Below are 16,845 nucleotides of genomic sequence, written 5' to 3'. Positions count from 1 at the left end.
ATAGCATATTCGCCCCTGCCTGGGCACCGTGGTTTGATCGGATGGCAGTGAGGTCTAACAAATGAGCATAAAAATCATGGGATAATTTATGTCGCAAAAAGAGGATTTTAGAATCGCCGGCACAACCGGGTTTACATTAGTTGAACTGCTTGTGGTTATGTCCATCATCTCAATGCTGATGTCGATACTGATGCCTTCCCTTACCCGGACAAGAGAGTCAGGCAGACGCGTTGTTTGCGCTTCAAATCTTAGACAACTGACACTTGCGTGGAATTTGTACGCTATGGACAATCGCGACAGGCTTTGTTCGCCCGATACAGGATGCCTGACAGCTTCATGCTGGGTTGTTGATGGTCCGGCTTTGCCCGATAATTGGATAGGCGGCACAGAGACAGCTATTAAAGACGGAGTTCTGTGGCATTATACGCAGTCTGTAAAACTTTATGAATGCCAAAGTTCCTGGAACTATCCAACAGCAAACCGCCGTCCGGGACGTTTGCGGGATTATGCGATACCCGCAACTATGGGCTACCCATATAAACGATGGATGGATGACGTAAATATTATCAGCACTTTTTCAAATCTTTCTGGAATTACAAGGCCATCAGAAAAAATGGTGTTTACTGATGCAGACGGCGGACTTCGAGGTGCCAGAGACGATTATTGGCTGTGTGGCCTTTTTTGGCCTTTGACGGAGAGCCCAACAGGTCTCCAGTGGAAATTCTACAGAAACGGCGACGGCGTACCATGTAATATTATTACGGCAAGACATAACAGCGGAAGCAATCTTTCTTTTGCCGATGGTCATTGCAGCTACTGGAGATATAAAGACCAGCGAACTGTTAAATTAGCTGATGACGAAACAACCCGACAGAACGAGATAGACGCATCGGCTGATAATCCTGATTTAGAATATATGATTGAACTATTAAAAGGTAAAAAGGGTTTTAACGAAGGCTATTAAGGAGCGACAATATGCCAAACTGGAAATACATCTGGTATGATATTGAAGAACGCCTCGAAAAACTGGGCATCAGAAAATGGATTAATAATAATCCGAAGATAATCATTGGCATAAGTATTGTCTCTGCTGTTATCTTTTTACTGATTGTGATAACACTGTTAATACCTTCCAGTCCGCCGATTATGCAATCTCATAAAGCATGGTTCTACGACCTGAATACGAATGAACTTTTTATAAGAAATGACGACAGGATTCCGCCTATCGATGCACCTTCCGGCAAACTTCCTGACGGCGAGCCGGCAGGCGTCAAGGCATACGTATTCACCTACTTCAGCGACCCGAATGATTCTGAGCTTTTTATCGGCTTTTTAGAAAAATACACGCCGCAAGGCAAAGAAATAATCTCACTTTTAAAAAATTCAAAAGACAATGTAACCAAAGAAATGATTCGACAGTTAAATAATAATAGATTTGTTCGCAGACTTGAGGATGACTCATGGTTTTTAGCCGATAGTAATGAGGGCCAGGCTATTTTAGAACAGGCTTCCCGCGCAAATGAAAAAGGAAAAATTCCTGATTATTATCCGCCAAAGTGATGCAGTTGTTTGATATATTCATTTCTCGGTCGCCCCAAAATTATTAAGGTAAAAGATATATTTTTGACGAAAAAACTAAAGGCAATGAAACGATATCTTGAAATTAAGCGAAAAAGCCGTTTTTTATCGGGCTATTGAGGCAAAATGTCGACACAGGTACAAAATTTGAACGCTAAACTGGAAACAGAATTGCTCGGCAAGGTAGTTCTGGCTTTTCTGAATTACCTGACCGTCGAAGCGGGCCTGAGCGATAACACCATCCTCGGCTACGGGCGGGATTTGAAAGATTTTACCGCTTTTTGCCTCTCAAAAGGTGTCGAACAGCCTGACAAAATTACCACCACTATATTTTACGATTACGCAAAAACTCTTGGCCGGCAGAGCAAAGCAGAGGCATCGATAAACCGTTCGGTAGTCGCGATAAAAATGTTTATGCGTTTTTGCAAAATGATGGGACACGTCAAAGACGATTTAACAATTTTTCTTGAAAGCCCAAAACTATGGCAGAAACTTCCTGTCATCTGCAGTAAAAACCAGGTTACAAAACTGATGGACTGTCCCGATGAAAAAGAGCCTTATTATCACCGGGACCGTGCCCTGCTCGAAGTGCTTTACGCTACCGGCACAAGAGCCAGCGAAGTGGCCGGGCTTAAGGTCAGTGATGCTAATTTAAAAATCGGCTATATAAGATGCCTTGGCAAAGGCCATAAAGAAAGAGTCGTTCCTCTTAATAAAGCCGCGACAGCCGCGATTGAGCAATATCTTGAGCAATTAAGACCTAAACTAATAAAGCCTGTCAGCGGCGATTTTCTTTTTCTATCGCGAACAGGCAAAGCCTTAAGCAGGATTGAAATCTGGCGGATTGTAAAAAAATATGCCTGCCGGGCGGGCCTGTCGAGACAGATGACGACGCATACTTTACGTCATTGTTTCGCCACCCACCTGCTGAGCGGCGGAGCTGATTTGCGAAGCGTTCAGGAGATGCTCGGCCATGTCGATATAGCCACAACGCAGATTTATACGCACGTTGACCAGGAAAGGTTGCGGAGCATCCACAAAAAATTCCATCCGAGAGGATAAATGTTCACCGGCACCGCGAGAATTTGCATACATCTTCAGGGAGTAATGACCCTGAAGGACAAAAGAAGAATTGTAAAAAGTCTTATCGAAAGACTGAAAAGCCGGTTTAATGTTTCAGCCGCTGAGATTGACAGGCTCGACAACAGGCAAATGGCCATTATAGGTTTGGCCGTGGTGTCAAACGACAGGACTTTTACCGTCAGTCAGCTTGATACGATTTTGAATTTTATATATAACGACGGCAGATTTTATGTCGGCGACGTCAGGAAAGACGTTTCTGCTTTTGAAGAATTCCAATAGAAAACCACAGAATCACCTGAAAAATTCCAAACGCAGCCATAATCCCGCAGCCGAACCAGTAAGGAAAATGCCTGCCGAAACTGTCGCTAATCATTCCGCCCAGCAGCGAACCTGCGGCAAAGCCGGTGCCGAGAATTATCTCATGAATCGCCATTCTGCCTGCACGATTTTTGCCGCCTGAAACGCCGTAATATTGGTGAGAGCTGTAAGTTATGCCGTAAGTGATTCCGGTCATACCCGCCGCCAGAAGCTGTACGACAATATTGTGTGAAAAAATAATCGTCATCATACAAATCACTATTAAAAACTGCGATGCGACAAACATTCCCTTTTTATAATGCCACCAGTAACTTCTGCCCATCATATAAAAAACAACAACGTTAAAAAGGCACATCAGCGATATTGCCCAGCCGTAAACTGATTCGGTAAATCCGAGTTCAAATTTATAATATATGCCGAGCTGGCTTCTGAATATGCCTGCACATATAAAATTGGCGAACATCGCTACTCGCGATATCCAGAGAAATTGACTTTTCTCATTTTGATTTATATCGTTTATAAAAACCGGTAAATCCTCTGATTTCTTTATTGGAATTTCGCTGATGCAGGTAGTAGTGGAAACGGCCATTATACATAATATCGTAACGATAACTGCCGCGGTTACAGGAAGGATATAATTTATTTCCATCAGGTACCCGCCGACAATCGGCAGGAGCATATTTGCCGAGCCCCATGTCACATTGTAAAATCCCAGCCGTTTTGTGAGTTCCGCCCCTTCGTGTCCTGTCGAAATCCATCCCATCAGCACAGGCCAGTAAAACGCCGTCACAATGCCAATCATCGACATAAGAAAAACCAATTGCATTACAGGCGTTACGGCCAAAGGGGTATCTTTGCCCAGCCAGATGACCCCTAAAATTCCGCATACAATCACGGCCTGACCGGCTGCGCTAACCCACAACACTCTTCTCGGCTTAAATTTTTCAACGATAAAATAAGCCATTATGCAGAAAATTACATAAACGCCCATCTGCCCCATAAAACAAAGTCCGACTTCGGTATCGCTGCCGCCCAGTGACTTGGCGACAAAAGGCATAACAATCTGAACCAGTTGAAGGCAGGAACTCATAAAAAATGCCGCAAGGCATAATCGCAGAAAATTTTTATCTTTAAATAATTGATGCATGGAATTTATCTTCGCAGAAAACTAATCAGCTTTTTTTCAGGGAACATATATCGAAGCGTCAGGGTTAAACGGATTTGTCCGCATCGCAAGACTGAACAGATACGGATAATTCTTTTTCAGATGTTTTGTATATTCGATCCATTCGAAAATAATCGCCTTATACACCCTTTTCATATCGCCGAGCAGATGTTTTTTATCGTTTTCCGGCAAATCCTTCAGGCTCTGCCTGTGAACCAGCTCTTCGGTAAGGTGAAAAACCGCCCAGAGCATATTGCTGAACCTGTCATGTTCGAGCAGATTCTGATTTTCGAGCAGCCGCATTAAAAAACTTCTTTTGCCAAGCAGATATGTCCTGAACTCTTCGAGGTCCGCCCGGTCAATCTGCATATTATATTCGTGTTTTCGCAGATGGCTGACCGCCGAGGCGAATTTTTCACTCGTCCAGTCGTCTTTTATCACAAGCTGGCCGCGTATCTGTTCGGCGTCAGGGTCAAGCTCGAAAAACTTTTCGGCAAGTTTCGTGCCAGTATCGCTGAAAAAGGCGCCTATAACCATATTCAGTTTCGCCATCTTGTTTTTCTTTTCACGAATACTGAGCAGATTATGAATTATCAGGGTAACAAGCAGCACCTCCACCGGTATAAAAGCTATATCGCCCAGAAGATATATATAAATATGATGCGCATCGCGGAAAATAAGAAAATGAATATAGTACAAAATCGCCGAAAGCGCGACTAATGATATTCCCAAAACTATCTGCCATCTGTATTTTTTCATAATTTTACTCCGCCAGCCAGCTTTTACCGATTGTCGTATCGACTTTCATCGGTACGTTCAGTTTTATCGCACCTGTCATTTCCCTGCCGAAAATTTTCGCGAGATTTTCCGCTTCTTTGCCGTCCGCCTCGAAAACAAGCTCGTCGTGAATCTGCAGAATCATTTTCGCAGGCAGTTTTTCTTTTTCAATCCTTTTTTGAATTCGTATCATCGCTATTTTTATCAAATCTGCGGCAGAACCCTGAATCAGCGTATTTATAACCAGCCTTTCAGCCTGCGACCTCACATTGCCGTTTTTGCTTTCGAGGCCGGTAATGTTTCTCCTTCTGCCGCAGATGGTTTCAGCATAGCCGATTGTTTTTGCCGTCTCTATAGCTTCTTTTTTAAACTGCTGTATAGAATTATATTTGGTGAAATAGTCGTCAATGAATTTTTTAGCCTCCGCGACATTCATACCCGTTGTTTTACTCAGGCCGAAGGCGCCCTGGCCGTAAATAAGGCCGAAATTAACCGCCTTGCATCTCGACCGCATATCAGATGTTACTTCTTTAATATCGACATTATAAATCTGCGAAGCGACGAAGCTGTGAATGTCCTTATCCTCTTCAAATGCCTTTATCATGGCTTTATCATCTGAAAAATGCGCCAGCACACGAAGTTCAATTTGTGAATAATCGAGGCTGATAATTTTATCGTCCTTTTTCTCCGGCACAAACGCTGCGCGAATCTTTTTGCCTATTTCAGTTCTGATGGGAATATTTTGCAGATTCGGGTCGGATGAGCTCAATCGGCCGGTCGCGGTTATTGTCTGGTTGAAGCTTGCGTGCAGCCTGCCGGTTCGGCTGCTTATGAGCGAACCAAGTTTGTCGGTATAGGTGTTTTTAAGTTTGCTCAGTTGCCGATGCTGGAGTATCTGTTCGATAATCGGATGCTCGCCGGCCAATTCATCGAGAACATCGGCATCGGTGCTTGGGCCGGTTTTGCCGCTGCGGAGAGATTGCAGACCCAGCCGATTAAAAAGTATTTCGGCAAGCTGTTTCGGCGAATCGACATTGAACTTCCCGCCGGCAAGGCTGTAAATTTTCTTTGTCGTCTCGTCAAGCAGGTTGTCTATCTCAACCGACAGTTTTTTAAGAATCGGCACATCGAGTTTTACGCCGTTAAGTTCCATTTTTGTCAGAACATCGACAAGAGGCATTTCCATCTCTTCGAAGAGTTTTTTCAGTTTCGGCTCTTTTTCAAGTTTTTCGCTTAGATACTGGTAAAGCTGGAATGTTTCATCCGCGTCTTCGCCGGAATAATCGCAGGCAAGTGCCGTATCTACAATATCAAAACTTATTTGATTTTTGCCTTTGCCTATCAGGTCGGAAGTCGGAATTTTACGATAAGACAAAAAATCCATCGCCATATTATCGAGCGAATGGCTCCTTTCGGCATCGAGTACATAAGAAGCTATCATCGTATCGAAAACAAGACCCTTAACTGGCATACCGGCATTTGCCAGGACTATCATATCGTATTTTGCGTTCTGACAGACTTTTTTGGCCTCCTCATCAGCGAAAATATCTGCCAATTTTTCTCTGACAGCCTGCAGCCCCATAAATTTTGCACCCATCGGTCCCTTCACCGCAAGATAATACGCGTTATGCAGCTCCCAGCAGAAACTTATTCCCACAAGTTCGGCACGATGAGCCGATATCGAGGTAGTTTCGGTATCGAGTACAAAAAGTTTTTGTTTTTTAAGATCCAAAACAAAGCCGTCAAGTTTTTCAGGCGTATCTATTAATGTATATTTATGCTCTACGGTTTTTATCGTATCGAAACCGTCCGGGCTGGAAACTTTTACCGGCGGCTTTTCTTTATCCACTTTCACTTTTTGCTCGCCGGCGGACAGACCCATTTGGCTTAAAAGCCTGTTAAAGCCGAGTTCTGTAAAAACAGCGGCAAGTTTTCCCTTGTCGAATTCCTTAACTGCAAAAGTCTTTTCGTCAAGTTTTACCGGCATTTCGCAATTAATCGTAACAAGTTTTTTGCTCAGGTATGCGATGTCTTTCGAATTCCGCAGGTTGTCGCCCCGTTTGCCCTTAATTTCATCGGCGTGTTCGTACAGATTTTCGAGCGAACCATATTGTTTTATCCATTCAAGGGCGGTCTTCGGCCCGACATCCGGAACGCCCGGCACATTATCCGCCGCATCGCCCTGCAGAGCCAGAATGTCGATAAACTGCCTCGGCTCAAGGCCGGTTTCCTGTGTAAATGATTTCGCGTCGGTTACAGCATCTGTTTTGATATCGTATATACGAACGCCGATTTCAAGAAGCTGGAGCATATCCTTGTCTTTGGAGCAGATATAAGTATCGATACCGGCCTTTACCGCCTTTGCGGCAAGTGTACCGATTATATCGTCAGCCTCGAAGGTGCTTTCGCGGATGATGGGAATATTCATCGCTTCGAGTATCTGTTCGATTCGATTTATCTGCACCGGCATTTCGTCCGGCATAGGCGGCCTGTGCGCCTTGTATTCCCGATAGATTTCCCTCCGGAAGCTCGGCTCTTTGGAATCCATCGCGACGACGAGCATATCCGGCTTTTTACTTTCCAGAAGTCTCAAAATCATATTGGTAAAAATATAGGTCGCCTTGGTGGGTTCGCCGGTCGAGCTGACCAGTTGCTGGCTCATTGGCGCGTAAAACGCCGCATAGATATGAGCGTGGCCGTCGATTATATAGAGTGTTTTTGGTTTTTCAGACATTTAAAAGACTATATTTCCTTTTCAGCGGTTATGTCAAATGAATTATGGAATTGTTATTATTGTTTGCGTTCACATACTGCAAGCCAGGTATCAGTCGAAGGTCTATAATCGCGAGCCTGCACCTGCCACCGGTAAATAGACTGCTCATTAGGCAGCAATACTGTTACGCCGACAACATCGTAATATTCGCCGCTATACGACTCGAACCATTTTAAAATAGTCGTTATGGAATCCTTCTTGACAAGCCAGGACGCCTGAATATTGACAAAGACAAGGAATTTCGGTTTTGCTGATTCAATTTCTTTCATCATTTCCTTCTGCATTGAAGCGGCATAATCATGCGGTTCCATTAAAGGATATGTATAAATATATCGGGTTGCGGATTTACGGCGGGAGTAAAAATAAATCTGGGGCTCAGACCCGATAACGGCAATAGTATCGTTTGAGTCGGAATTGGCGGTAATGAATTCAGCAATTTTCTGCGATTCCAGGAATGGATTGGCTTTGTAAATCAATCGGCATACTTTAGCTGAATTACCGTCAAACAAATACATTCGCTGTTCAAATAACGCATATCCGATTAAGATAAACCCGGCAATAACAGCAATCAGACCATATAGCGGCCTGGGCAGACGACCTTTTATCCAAACACAAAATCCCAGGAACCCCAGGCTTGACAGGATTACTGTCACAGGTAAAAGAAAAATGAAATAATGAGAACGAAAATAGAAACCCGGGCAAATGGAAAGGAATGAAAAAAACAGTAAACCAGATATAAAAGGAATAAATTTACGCAGGCTGCTGTTATAAAAAATCCGAAACAACCCCGACAGGGCAAAAATCCATATGGGTATTGAAAATTTGAAAACATCTGAAAAATAATGAAAGAAAATCCCCGGAGCGAATTGCAATGGGGTTACACTTGCGTATTTACCGGCATAAATGAATGTCCAAAACAGGAACTTGTCAAAGACGCCCGCTCGCCAAAAAATAAAACAAGTTACAACAAAAGGTATTACTGCTCCGGCAGCAAAAACAATCTGACCGGCAATCAGGTTTTTCCATCGAAAAGGTTCGCAGTGGAAATCGGAATACAGCAAATAAAAAGCAGCGAAGATGCCGAAAAAAATCGCATGCTGTTTGATAATAAATGCCAGGCCGAACAGCAGCGCCGTGAAAAATAAAACCCATAATCGCCGTCGTTCGATAAATTGAAGCAACAGGATAAAACCTGTCAGAACAGGCAGCAGTACAAAATGCTCGGCATTGGCGGATAATCCAAGAACCGGTCTGGCCAGGGACACAACTGCATAAGAACAAGCCGCTATAAAAGCGGAGATATCATCGAATAACCGTCTTGTCAGTAAAAAGATTAAAATAATTGCCGCTATGTTGGCTATCAGCAGGCCGAAATGGATTGCCGAAGCCGACTGGCCGAAAACCAGAAAAATAAGTGCATAAACGGCGTAAATGCCGGGCAGTTTCATACTATAAGCTGAAATAAAAGGAGGCACACCTTTAAGCATCATTTGTGCGATATAGGCATACTCCCCTTCGTCGCGTTCCAAAGGGATACTTAAAAGCCGAATACGGATAGCAGCGATAAATAATACTATTACCAATAAGCCGACAGCTATAAGCCTATGATTATTGATAATATTTTTCATTGTTAACCTCTTTATTCAGCGTTTGTTTCGATAAAAGACTCGCCTGCTCTATATAAAACCAGCCGGCTTTCAATTTCCTTTTTAAATATGTCCTGCCGAGGCGATTTACATAGCTTCAGAGCATTCATAGAAGTTTCTATGGCCATACTAAAGTTGCCTGCAGAGGCATAAGCGGCCGCCAGAGTATCCAATATGCCGGGATTTTCGTAATTAGTAAGTTCGCAGGCTCGCCGCGCAAGCCCGACCGCCCTGACAGGATTACGAATCGCAGCGTCTTTATTGACAGACAGAATCCATGCCAAATCATTCATCGGTTCGAACCAGTAAGGTTTAAGCCGAATCGCCTTTTCGAAGTGTATGACAGCATCAGTGATTTTACCTCTTTGGGACAAAACCTGCCCGAGATGATAGTGCGGCAATGCGGCATCAGGGTCAAGCCGCAGCGACTCGGCAAAATGTACCGCAGCCTCGTCCAGGTTTCCCTGCAGGAGCAGAGCATGACCCATATTGTCGTGGGTAGCGGCAAAATCAGGTTTTATCTGGAGAGCCTTGGCAAAATATTCGATGGCCTCTTCTGATTTGCCCTGCTGACTGAGTATAACTCCAATAACATTAAGAGCCTCCGGCCCTTCCGGCTTTATCTCAAGAGATTTCCGACTTTCCATGATGGCGTCATCGAACATCTTCTGATTGAGAAAGTATTCGGCCATGCAGGAATGCGCCAAATAATTATTTTTGGTTACTTTTATTGCATGCTGACAAAGTACTGCGGTATTTTTCCAGTATTGCTGCTGAAAATACGCGCACACGGCCAATACGGATAAAATTATTAGTGATGAAATCCAAAGTACAATTTTTCGATGCGGCAATTTCCCCAGCAATTCAGGCAGACCGAATGCGATAATAATAAATAAACCTGTCAGAGGAATATAGCTGTAGCGGTCCGCCATCGCCTGGCCGCCGACCTGTACCAGCCCGATAACAGGAAAAAGCGTTCCAAGATACCATAACCAGCCTGTAACTATATAACGATGTTTTCCGGCGAATCTGATTATAAGAACTGTTACGGCCAGCAGGAGAACAGCCGATGTTGCGACATAAAAAAAAGATATCTTCAGGCCGGGATATGGATAAAAAAATGTCAGTCCGCAGGGCCAAATCATTTTCCCAATGTACCTGACATAGGAAATAAAGGCATTGGCGATGCGAAGATTAAAAGGCAGCCGGTCAACTGTAATTATTTTTTGAACAAAGACAGTAATAACACTCGATACCGCCGACAATACAAACAACGGTATTTTTTCCAAAATCAGGTTATAGACTGACCGTTTCCCGAAACGCTCCAAAGGCCAGTAATCAAGCAGCAGCAAAACGAACGGCAAAGTAACAAGCATCGGTTTGGACAGCAGCCCAAAAATAAAAAATACAATCGTTAATAAATAATAATGTTTAGCCCCCACACCTGTGGTGGGGGTTTGTTTAGCCGTTGCCGGTATGGCAACGCAGTGGCAATATCTAACATACGCCCACATTGTCAGCAGCCAAAACAAGGTACTGAGAAGATCCTTGCGTTCCGATATCCACGCCACAGATTCAACGTGCATCGGATGCAATACGAACAGTGCCGCGACGAAGGCGCTCTGCCAAAGCGTGCCGGTCATTGCACTGAAAACAGCAAATAACAAAAGGGTATTTGCAATATGCAGGAATAAATTAGTCAAATGCTGCCGGCCGGGGTCAACTCCGTAAAGCTGGCAGTCAAGTATATGACTAAGCCACGTCAGCGGGTGCCAGTTGCCTGCGTATCCAAAGTTCGTAAACGCCCATTTAATACCTTCCCGCGTAAATCCGTACCGGACATGGGGATTTTCTCCTACGTATTTATAATCGTCAAAGTTGACAAAATCGTATTGGCACATCTGCCAATAAACCGCCAGCGTGACCAATGTCATTGCCAGGCAGATGCAGACAAACCAATATTTGCTCGATGTTTTATCCATTGCTTTATCTATGGCCGGCAGTCTGTTTTTCTATATCTTCCAGTCCTTTTCGCGCCGTCACAGCGTCAGGCGCAAGACGCAGTGCTTCCTTAAAATGCCTGGCAGCCTCGGCGAGATTGCCCTGCCGAACTAATGCGTGTGCAAAATTTATATTCGCGCTCACATATAAATCTCTAAGTATCGGATAATCGTTCCGCGAAGTATCGACGCCTCTCGGTTCGTTCAAATCATCAGGCAAAGGAGGAAGCAATCGCCGATATAATTTCACAGCTTCGTTTACATCGCCTTTATCAAGATATGTTTTGGCCAAACCGTGATATACCGTAGCGTTTTCCGGGTCGATACGAAGAGTCTCCTTGAACTGTACGATAGCCTCTTCGAATTCCTTCTGCCTGGCAAGAGCCTTACCCAGAAAATGATGCGCCCACCAGTTATTCTCGACCGCTTTTATGGCGTGTGTATATAACGTCACATTATCATGCCAGTATATATTTTGAATATAAGTCTTAACGCAAAGAGCCGAAAGCAGAATACCTGCTGAAACTAACAGAATCATTTTTCGGTATCGCAATCTCGCGAAAATATCGCCAACGCCCCATGCGATTATAATAAAAAGCCCGATATAAGGAATATATGTATATCTGTCGGCACGGCTCTGCATTCCAACCTGAAATATCCCGATAACAGGCACAAGAGTGCCCAAAAACCACAGCCACCCCATCGCAATATAAGGCCGCTTACGCAATTTCCACAAAGCAGCCAATGTTATAATCACCAGAACGAATATCGCCCCTGTAATCTGCCACAAAGGAATATTGCCCTTCGGATGCGGATAGAATACCGCAAGGTTGACCGGCCAAATCATTTTCCAGATATACATGACATACGATACAAGAGCATTTTCAATCCGCCATTCCAGTGGATAATTCGAAACCGATTTTACTATTCCCATTTTCGACTGAACGTCGAGCGTAACAATACTCAATACCGCAGAAAGAATAAAAAATGGAATCTTCTCTAAAATCAATTTGCCTGTCCGCACTTTCCCAAACCGTTCCAGCGGCCAATAATCCAGCAATAACAATACAAACGGAAGTGTTACAAGCATCGGCTTGGACATCAGACCAAAAATAAAAAATACAATCGTTAATAAATAATAACGGTTAGCCCCCGGACCTGTGCCGGGGGTTAGGTTTGCAGCGCGGCAATAACGTACATACGCCCACATCGTAAGTAGCCAGAAAAAAGTGCTCAGCACATCTTTACGCTCCGATGCCCACGCCACAGACTCGACATGAAGCGGATGCAGCGCAAACAAAGCCGCGACAAACGCACTCGCCCATACCCTTTTTGTCATCTGGCTCAAAACATAAAACAGCAGCAGCGTATTGGCTATGTGAAACAGCAGATTGGTAAAATGATGACCTGCCGGATTCGTCCCGTAAAGCTCGCAATCCAGCATATGAGATAGCGACGTTACGGGATGATAATTATTGGCATGAATATTCTGAAATGCCCAGACGATATTTTCCATCGTCAGGCCGGAAGTTATATGACTATTCTCATAAATATATACGTCGTCGTCGAAACTTACGAACCCGTTATGAAGTATCGGCTCGAAGGCGGCAAAAGTTATCACCGCCAGTAATATATAAATCAAATGAATTTGATATTTGTTTGCGGTTTTATCCATCTGTTTTACGAAGCACCTTTATCTTATCGAATATCGCCCTGCCGATAGTTTTATCAGAAAAACAGTTTAACACTGCCGGCGCCGAAAATCAAAGCCCAAATGCCTCTACGACTTCGCCGGCTTATTTTCCCGCCTCAGCCAAAACGCCAGTACCGCCGTGGCAATACACGCCGCAGCGCTCATCCACAACGGAACATCGTAACTGCTGACTGTTACCTTCCATTGCAGAACCAGCCTTATCAAATGCGCGATAGAAACAACTAACAAAAATATCGATACGACATTCACCGATGGTTTCATAATTTTTCTCCTTAAAAATACTATTGTCCGGCAAATTCTCTTTTTTAACAACTATTAAAAATCGCAAGGCTTTTTGTTAATCCCGAAGCACGTTGCGGCAAGGTTCCTGCATTGCTGCGATAAAATTAATTGGTGCGGGGCCAATTTTTTGCTTGATTTTCATTAAAAATATGGTAAAATACCCATATTGTTTGATAAGCAAACAACAAAGAGAAGGCTTTTTACTTAAAACATTAAAATTAAATGTCTTACGGCCGATGCTCACCGCAGACCGTAAAAAACGAACAATTAAATCTTTTTAACCCCACAATTTTTCCCCATTATATTTATGTCATCGCAAAGCGCAATTGATTTTTTGACTTTTACTATCGCAGGCCAAACTGTGAAAGTTGACCCTGATATTTATTATCAGATATTCAATGTCAGCCCTGCCCGCGGTCGCAAAAAATACGTTGGCGATATCATTGGTTTGCGTATCTCAGGTGAAAACTACCCCCTTCTTCGCATCGGAAAAAATCCGACAAGACTCGTCCCGGTTTCACGTTTTATTATGAATCCGCCGGCCGGAATGGTCGTTGACCACATTAATAACGACAGGTACGACAATCGAAGAGAGAACCTGCGAATTGCCACTTACAGGCAAAACGCACTAAATAAGAAAATTGTCGGCAATACAGGTTTTTTTGGCGTAAATGTTCGCGTTAAGAATGGCAGAAGCTTCTGCAGAGCGGAATTTAAACTTGGCGATGGAGTTTCATTTAATTTCGAGGCTGCTGATTGTCCCGAGCATTGGATTTTGACCGCTTACGCCCACGACAAATTTGTTTTGCAGTCCGGCGACGAGGAATACGCGCCGCTGAATTTTGATAGTTTTAAATACGAACCCTTTCGCACGTTTCTATTAGAAACAGATTTAAACAAATTCAAAATTGTTTAGCCCCCATCGGAGCGAAGCGTCGGAACGAAGTGTAGACCCCCGAGTTATTTCCAAAGTTTTTTCCTCGAAAAAACTTTGGAAGGGGCTGGGGGGCCGTCGTTCCGCCATAGGCGGAATAAGTAATTTATTTCATTGTTTCATTATGCCGAAGAATATATGTAATTCTGTTTTTTAATTCCTGTTCATTGAAACAGAATCTTTTGTCAAATCCTTTTGACCATATTTTCCCTTCAAGGCCTGTCTGATACAGGGCCTTTCTTGCTGCCGTTTTGTATATCGCCACTGTTGCTTCTATTGATTTTTGATTTTTCTCGACAAGCAGGTGTATATGGTTTGAATATACGATTAATGCGAATATTTTTTGATTGATTCTTTTCGCTTCCTGAATGATTGCTTCTTTAACGATTTCTTTCTGTTTGGCATTAAACTTGACAGGTTGTTTTTTAAGATTTGATTTATTTATTTCTTCAAGCGTTTCGTTTTTGTCCAAAATCTGGCCATCTTTAGCATATCCTCTTTCGTCTCCCTGCAGCCAGGTGCCATAAGTCGTCCATGTAAGCATATATCCTATCATTTGTTCTATTATTAAAAAACCGCGCAACAAATGTAAAATGAAATAAAACGAACCCCCACTAAAAGTGAGAGGGCTAAACAATGAAAAACAATCCGGAATTTCCGTAATAATTAGGAACAGCCACCTATTTTTATGAGGTATTATAAGTTAAAAAAGCGTTCCTTAAGTTCCTCACAAGCACCATCCAACCCAGGAAATAGAGATCCTGCCGTAATGCCCATAAAACTAAGTTCTCGCATCACCTTTGTTCTCTCTGTGACAGGCAAATCAATAACTTTTAAATAACTTTTCCCTTTTTCTTTCTCTATTAATTGAATATACGATTCTATGTCATCTATATTGGTAATCGTGGACACTGATTGCTGAGGTATCATTCTTTCATTCTCAATCGCAATAAACTCACATGTAGACAAGTGTAGAGCCGCTGTATTCAGACTAAGAATTTGGTTTAAATCTGCGGCCCATTGCTTATAATCAAAAACTAATATTCTTACTTTTTCATCATCCCTAGCCAAGCTTGCTTTGTTCTTATCAATGCTTCGATAGGCAAAAAAAGCTGCAACGTAAGGTGAGCACGTCCAATCCAACAAAGGTGTAGGATATCCATGATGTTGTAACAAATTGTAAAAAGCTCCATTTTCATCTGGCACAGACAAATTGAATAGATGTTTTGTCCTCGCGCTTAGATTTTTGTATAACGCTGAAATATCCTCTGTTACAAATCTAGCTAAATTTGCCCTCTCTGTCCTATGAAACGCTGTTCGCAACCTCCACGGTTTATTCTGACCTCTGAATAACAATCTCCTTCCCTCTAATGTTGAAACGAATTCTTTAAAGCCAATCCAATCTGTATTGATTGGGTTGTATTCTGATGGTTTATCTGCATTAGTTTTAGGCAATTTGCTAAAACCGCCTGTTCCTATATCTGTTGTCCACTCTAAGGTTAAACTTTCACTATCCCAACATCCTTTGACATCAGCATATTTTGGAAGAATTGTATCATCTGCATATAATTTCTTACAATTTTCCCAACTATCTACCCCCCCTGTTAATCTATTAATCGGCATAATAACTTGCGTTCGAAACTTAAAATCATTATCTCGATTATTAGTTTTAAAAACAGCAGCAAGGCTGGGCAAGCTATATATAGAATCACCTATATATGCGACCCCTTCATAATAATCTCCTCTGTCATCACAATTTACAATTATTGAGCCACTATTAGTGCCTCCATGCTTCCCTATCCATTGACCATTCATTTAACATATTCCTTTAGATAATAAAAATGACGCACTTTTTGTTTTTTAATTTTCCTCTGCTTTCTGTTTTTCCCGTATTCTGTCTCCTGTGTTCTGATTTCTGTATTCTTCCCCAAATTATACCCCCGCTTTCTAAATCTGCAATCTATAATTCCCCCATAAAAAAACTCCATGCATCTATGCTCGTATGCAGTATACTGCATACGAGCATAGTGAGAAAAATAAGAACTTCAAAGCAGTTGATATTGTTGCTTTAAGGCGAAAGCCGCACAGTGGCAAAAATTCAAAGCGATATGCCGACGTCAAGCTTGCTTGTAAGTAAGGCATAAGCTTTGAATTTACAGTCCCGACACATCGGGACGCCTTAAAGCAATATCTGACAGCGTAAATCCCGCGTTCCGCCGCTGCGGAATCCGTGTCATCCGTGCAATCCGTGGTTACGTTCCTTCGTGTCCCTTCCGTTCTTCGTGGTGAAAAACAGTGTAATCAGCGTCTAAATTTATTTGTGCCTTTGTGTATTAGTGGCTAATTAAGCATCCCTTGACTTTTGCCGAAATAACTGGTATAAGGATTTTCAAATGACTAATGTTTCAAAACAATCTGTTTATAGCTTTCTTGCCCTGAGCTTGCCGAATGGGTCAAACAGCCCAATCTTCCGCATCGCTATTATTATCGCCATTATCATAGGTGCTGCGCCCTGAAAGGCTCTTTTAAACTACTATTTAAAAGCCTTCCGGGGTCAAAAAATCCGGAAGGCTTT

The 16,845-nt window shown here is 42.9% G+C and carries 15 protein-coding genes; 6 read left to right on the top strand and 9 right to left on the bottom strand.

The features are described 5' to 3' along the window. Positions 1-88 precede the first annotated feature (88 nt). From WC496_10325 to WC496_10310, 4 genes are all read left to right on the top strand, one after another. Complete coding sequence (locus WC496_10325) at positions 89-964, top strand: type II secretion system protein (GenBank protein ID MFA5293416.1); 876 nt, start codon at positions 89-91, stop codon at positions 962-964. An 11-nt stretch (positions 965-975) separates the two neighbouring features. Continuing rightward, positions 976-1,560 carry a hypothetical protein gene (locus tag WC496_10320; GenBank protein ID MFA5293415.1) on the top strand — a complete coding sequence of 195 codons (585 nt, stop codon included), beginning with the start codon at positions 976-978 and terminating at the stop codon, positions 1,558-1,560. Between the two features lie 144 nt (positions 1,561-1,704). Beyond that, positions 1,705-2,640: a site-specific tyrosine recombinase XerD gene (gene xerD, locus WC496_10315; GenBank protein MFA5293414.1), complete on the top strand. Its 936-nt coding sequence runs from the start codon at positions 1,705-1,707 to the stop codon at positions 2,638-2,640. After that, the gene (locus WC496_10310; protein ID MFA5293413.1) at positions 2,641-2,940 is read left to right on the top strand and encodes a DUF503 domain-containing protein; all 300 of its coding nucleotides are present in this window, start codon (positions 2,641-2,643) and stop codon (positions 2,938-2,940) included. Here the strand turns inward: WC496_10310 and WC496_10305 are convergent. The 7 genes from WC496_10305 to WC496_10275 form a co-directional block, all read right to left on the bottom strand. Further along, entirely contained in the window at positions 2,903-4,126 is a 1,224-nt protein-coding gene (locus tag WC496_10305; protein ID MFA5293412.1) for an MFS transporter, read from the bottom strand. The two genes, WC496_10310 and WC496_10305, sit on opposite strands and share 38 nt — an antisense overlap. A gap of 36 nt (positions 4,127-4,162) precedes the next feature. Continuing rightward, complete coding sequence (locus WC496_10300; protein MFA5293411.1) at positions 4,163-4,903, bottom strand: hypothetical protein; 741 nt, start codon at positions 4,901-4,903, stop codon at positions 4,163-4,165. Between the two features lie 4 nt (positions 4,904-4,907). Beyond that, positions 4,908-7,655 (bottom strand): DNA polymerase I, encoded by a 2,748-nt coding sequence (polA, locus tag WC496_10295; GenBank protein MFA5293410.1) that lies wholly within the window; start codon positions 7,653-7,655, stop codon positions 4,908-4,910. Between the two features lie 56 nt (positions 7,656-7,711). Further along, positions 7,712-9,322, bottom strand: a complete 1,611-nt coding sequence (locus WC496_10290; protein MFA5293409.1) for a glycosyltransferase family 39 protein — start codon at positions 9,320-9,322, stop codon at positions 7,712-7,714. Positions 9,323-9,333: 11 nt separating this feature from the next. Then, positions 9,334-11,322 (bottom strand): tetratricopeptide repeat protein, encoded by a 1,989-nt coding sequence (locus tag WC496_10285; protein MFA5293408.1) that lies wholly within the window; start codon positions 11,320-11,322, stop codon positions 9,334-9,336. Positions 11,323-11,326: 4 nt separating this feature from the next. Further along, positions 11,327-13,015, bottom strand: a complete 1,689-nt coding sequence (locus tag WC496_10280) for a tetratricopeptide repeat protein (protein ID MFA5293407.1) — start codon at positions 13,013-13,015, stop codon at positions 11,327-11,329. Positions 13,016-13,120: 105 nt separating this feature from the next. Then, positions 13,121-13,315 carry a hypothetical protein gene (locus WC496_10275; GenBank protein ID MFA5293406.1) on the bottom strand — a complete coding sequence of 65 codons (195 nt, stop codon included), beginning with the start codon at positions 13,313-13,315 and terminating at the stop codon, positions 13,121-13,123. A gap of 382 nt (positions 13,316-13,697) precedes the next feature. Here WC496_10275 and WC496_10270 point away from each other — a divergent pair, with 382 nt between their 5' ends. Then, complete coding sequence (locus WC496_10270) at positions 13,698-14,252, top strand: HNH endonuclease signature motif containing protein (protein ID MFA5293405.1); 555 nt, start codon at positions 13,698-13,700, stop codon at positions 14,250-14,252. A gap of 124 nt (positions 14,253-14,376) precedes the next feature. Here the strand turns inward: WC496_10270 and WC496_10265 are convergent, their stop codons facing one another. After that, the gene (locus WC496_10265) at positions 14,377-14,814 is read right to left on the bottom strand and encodes a transposase (GenBank protein ID MFA5293404.1); all 438 of its coding nucleotides are present in this window, start codon (positions 14,812-14,814) and stop codon (positions 14,377-14,379) included. Between the two features lie 152 nt (positions 14,815-14,966). Continuing rightward, positions 14,967-16,085 (bottom strand): FRG domain-containing protein, encoded by a 1,119-nt coding sequence (locus WC496_10260; GenBank protein ID MFA5293403.1) that lies wholly within the window; start codon positions 16,083-16,085, stop codon positions 14,967-14,969. Positions 16,086-16,663: 578 nt separating this feature from the next. Here WC496_10260 and WC496_10255 point away from each other — a divergent pair. Beyond that, complete coding sequence (locus tag WC496_10255) at positions 16,664-16,786, top strand: hypothetical protein (GenBank protein ID MFA5293402.1); 123 nt, start codon at positions 16,664-16,666, stop codon at positions 16,784-16,786. The last annotated feature ends 59 nt before the right edge of the window (positions 16,787-16,845 follow it).

This window comes from Phycisphaerae bacterium (assembly GCA_041652575.1).
Lineage (GTDB): Bacteria > Planctomycetota > Phycisphaerae > Sedimentisphaerales > UBA12454 > UBA12454.
Note: the sequence above shows the minus strand (reverse complement) of the source record. Positions and strands in the feature narration are given on the sequence as shown.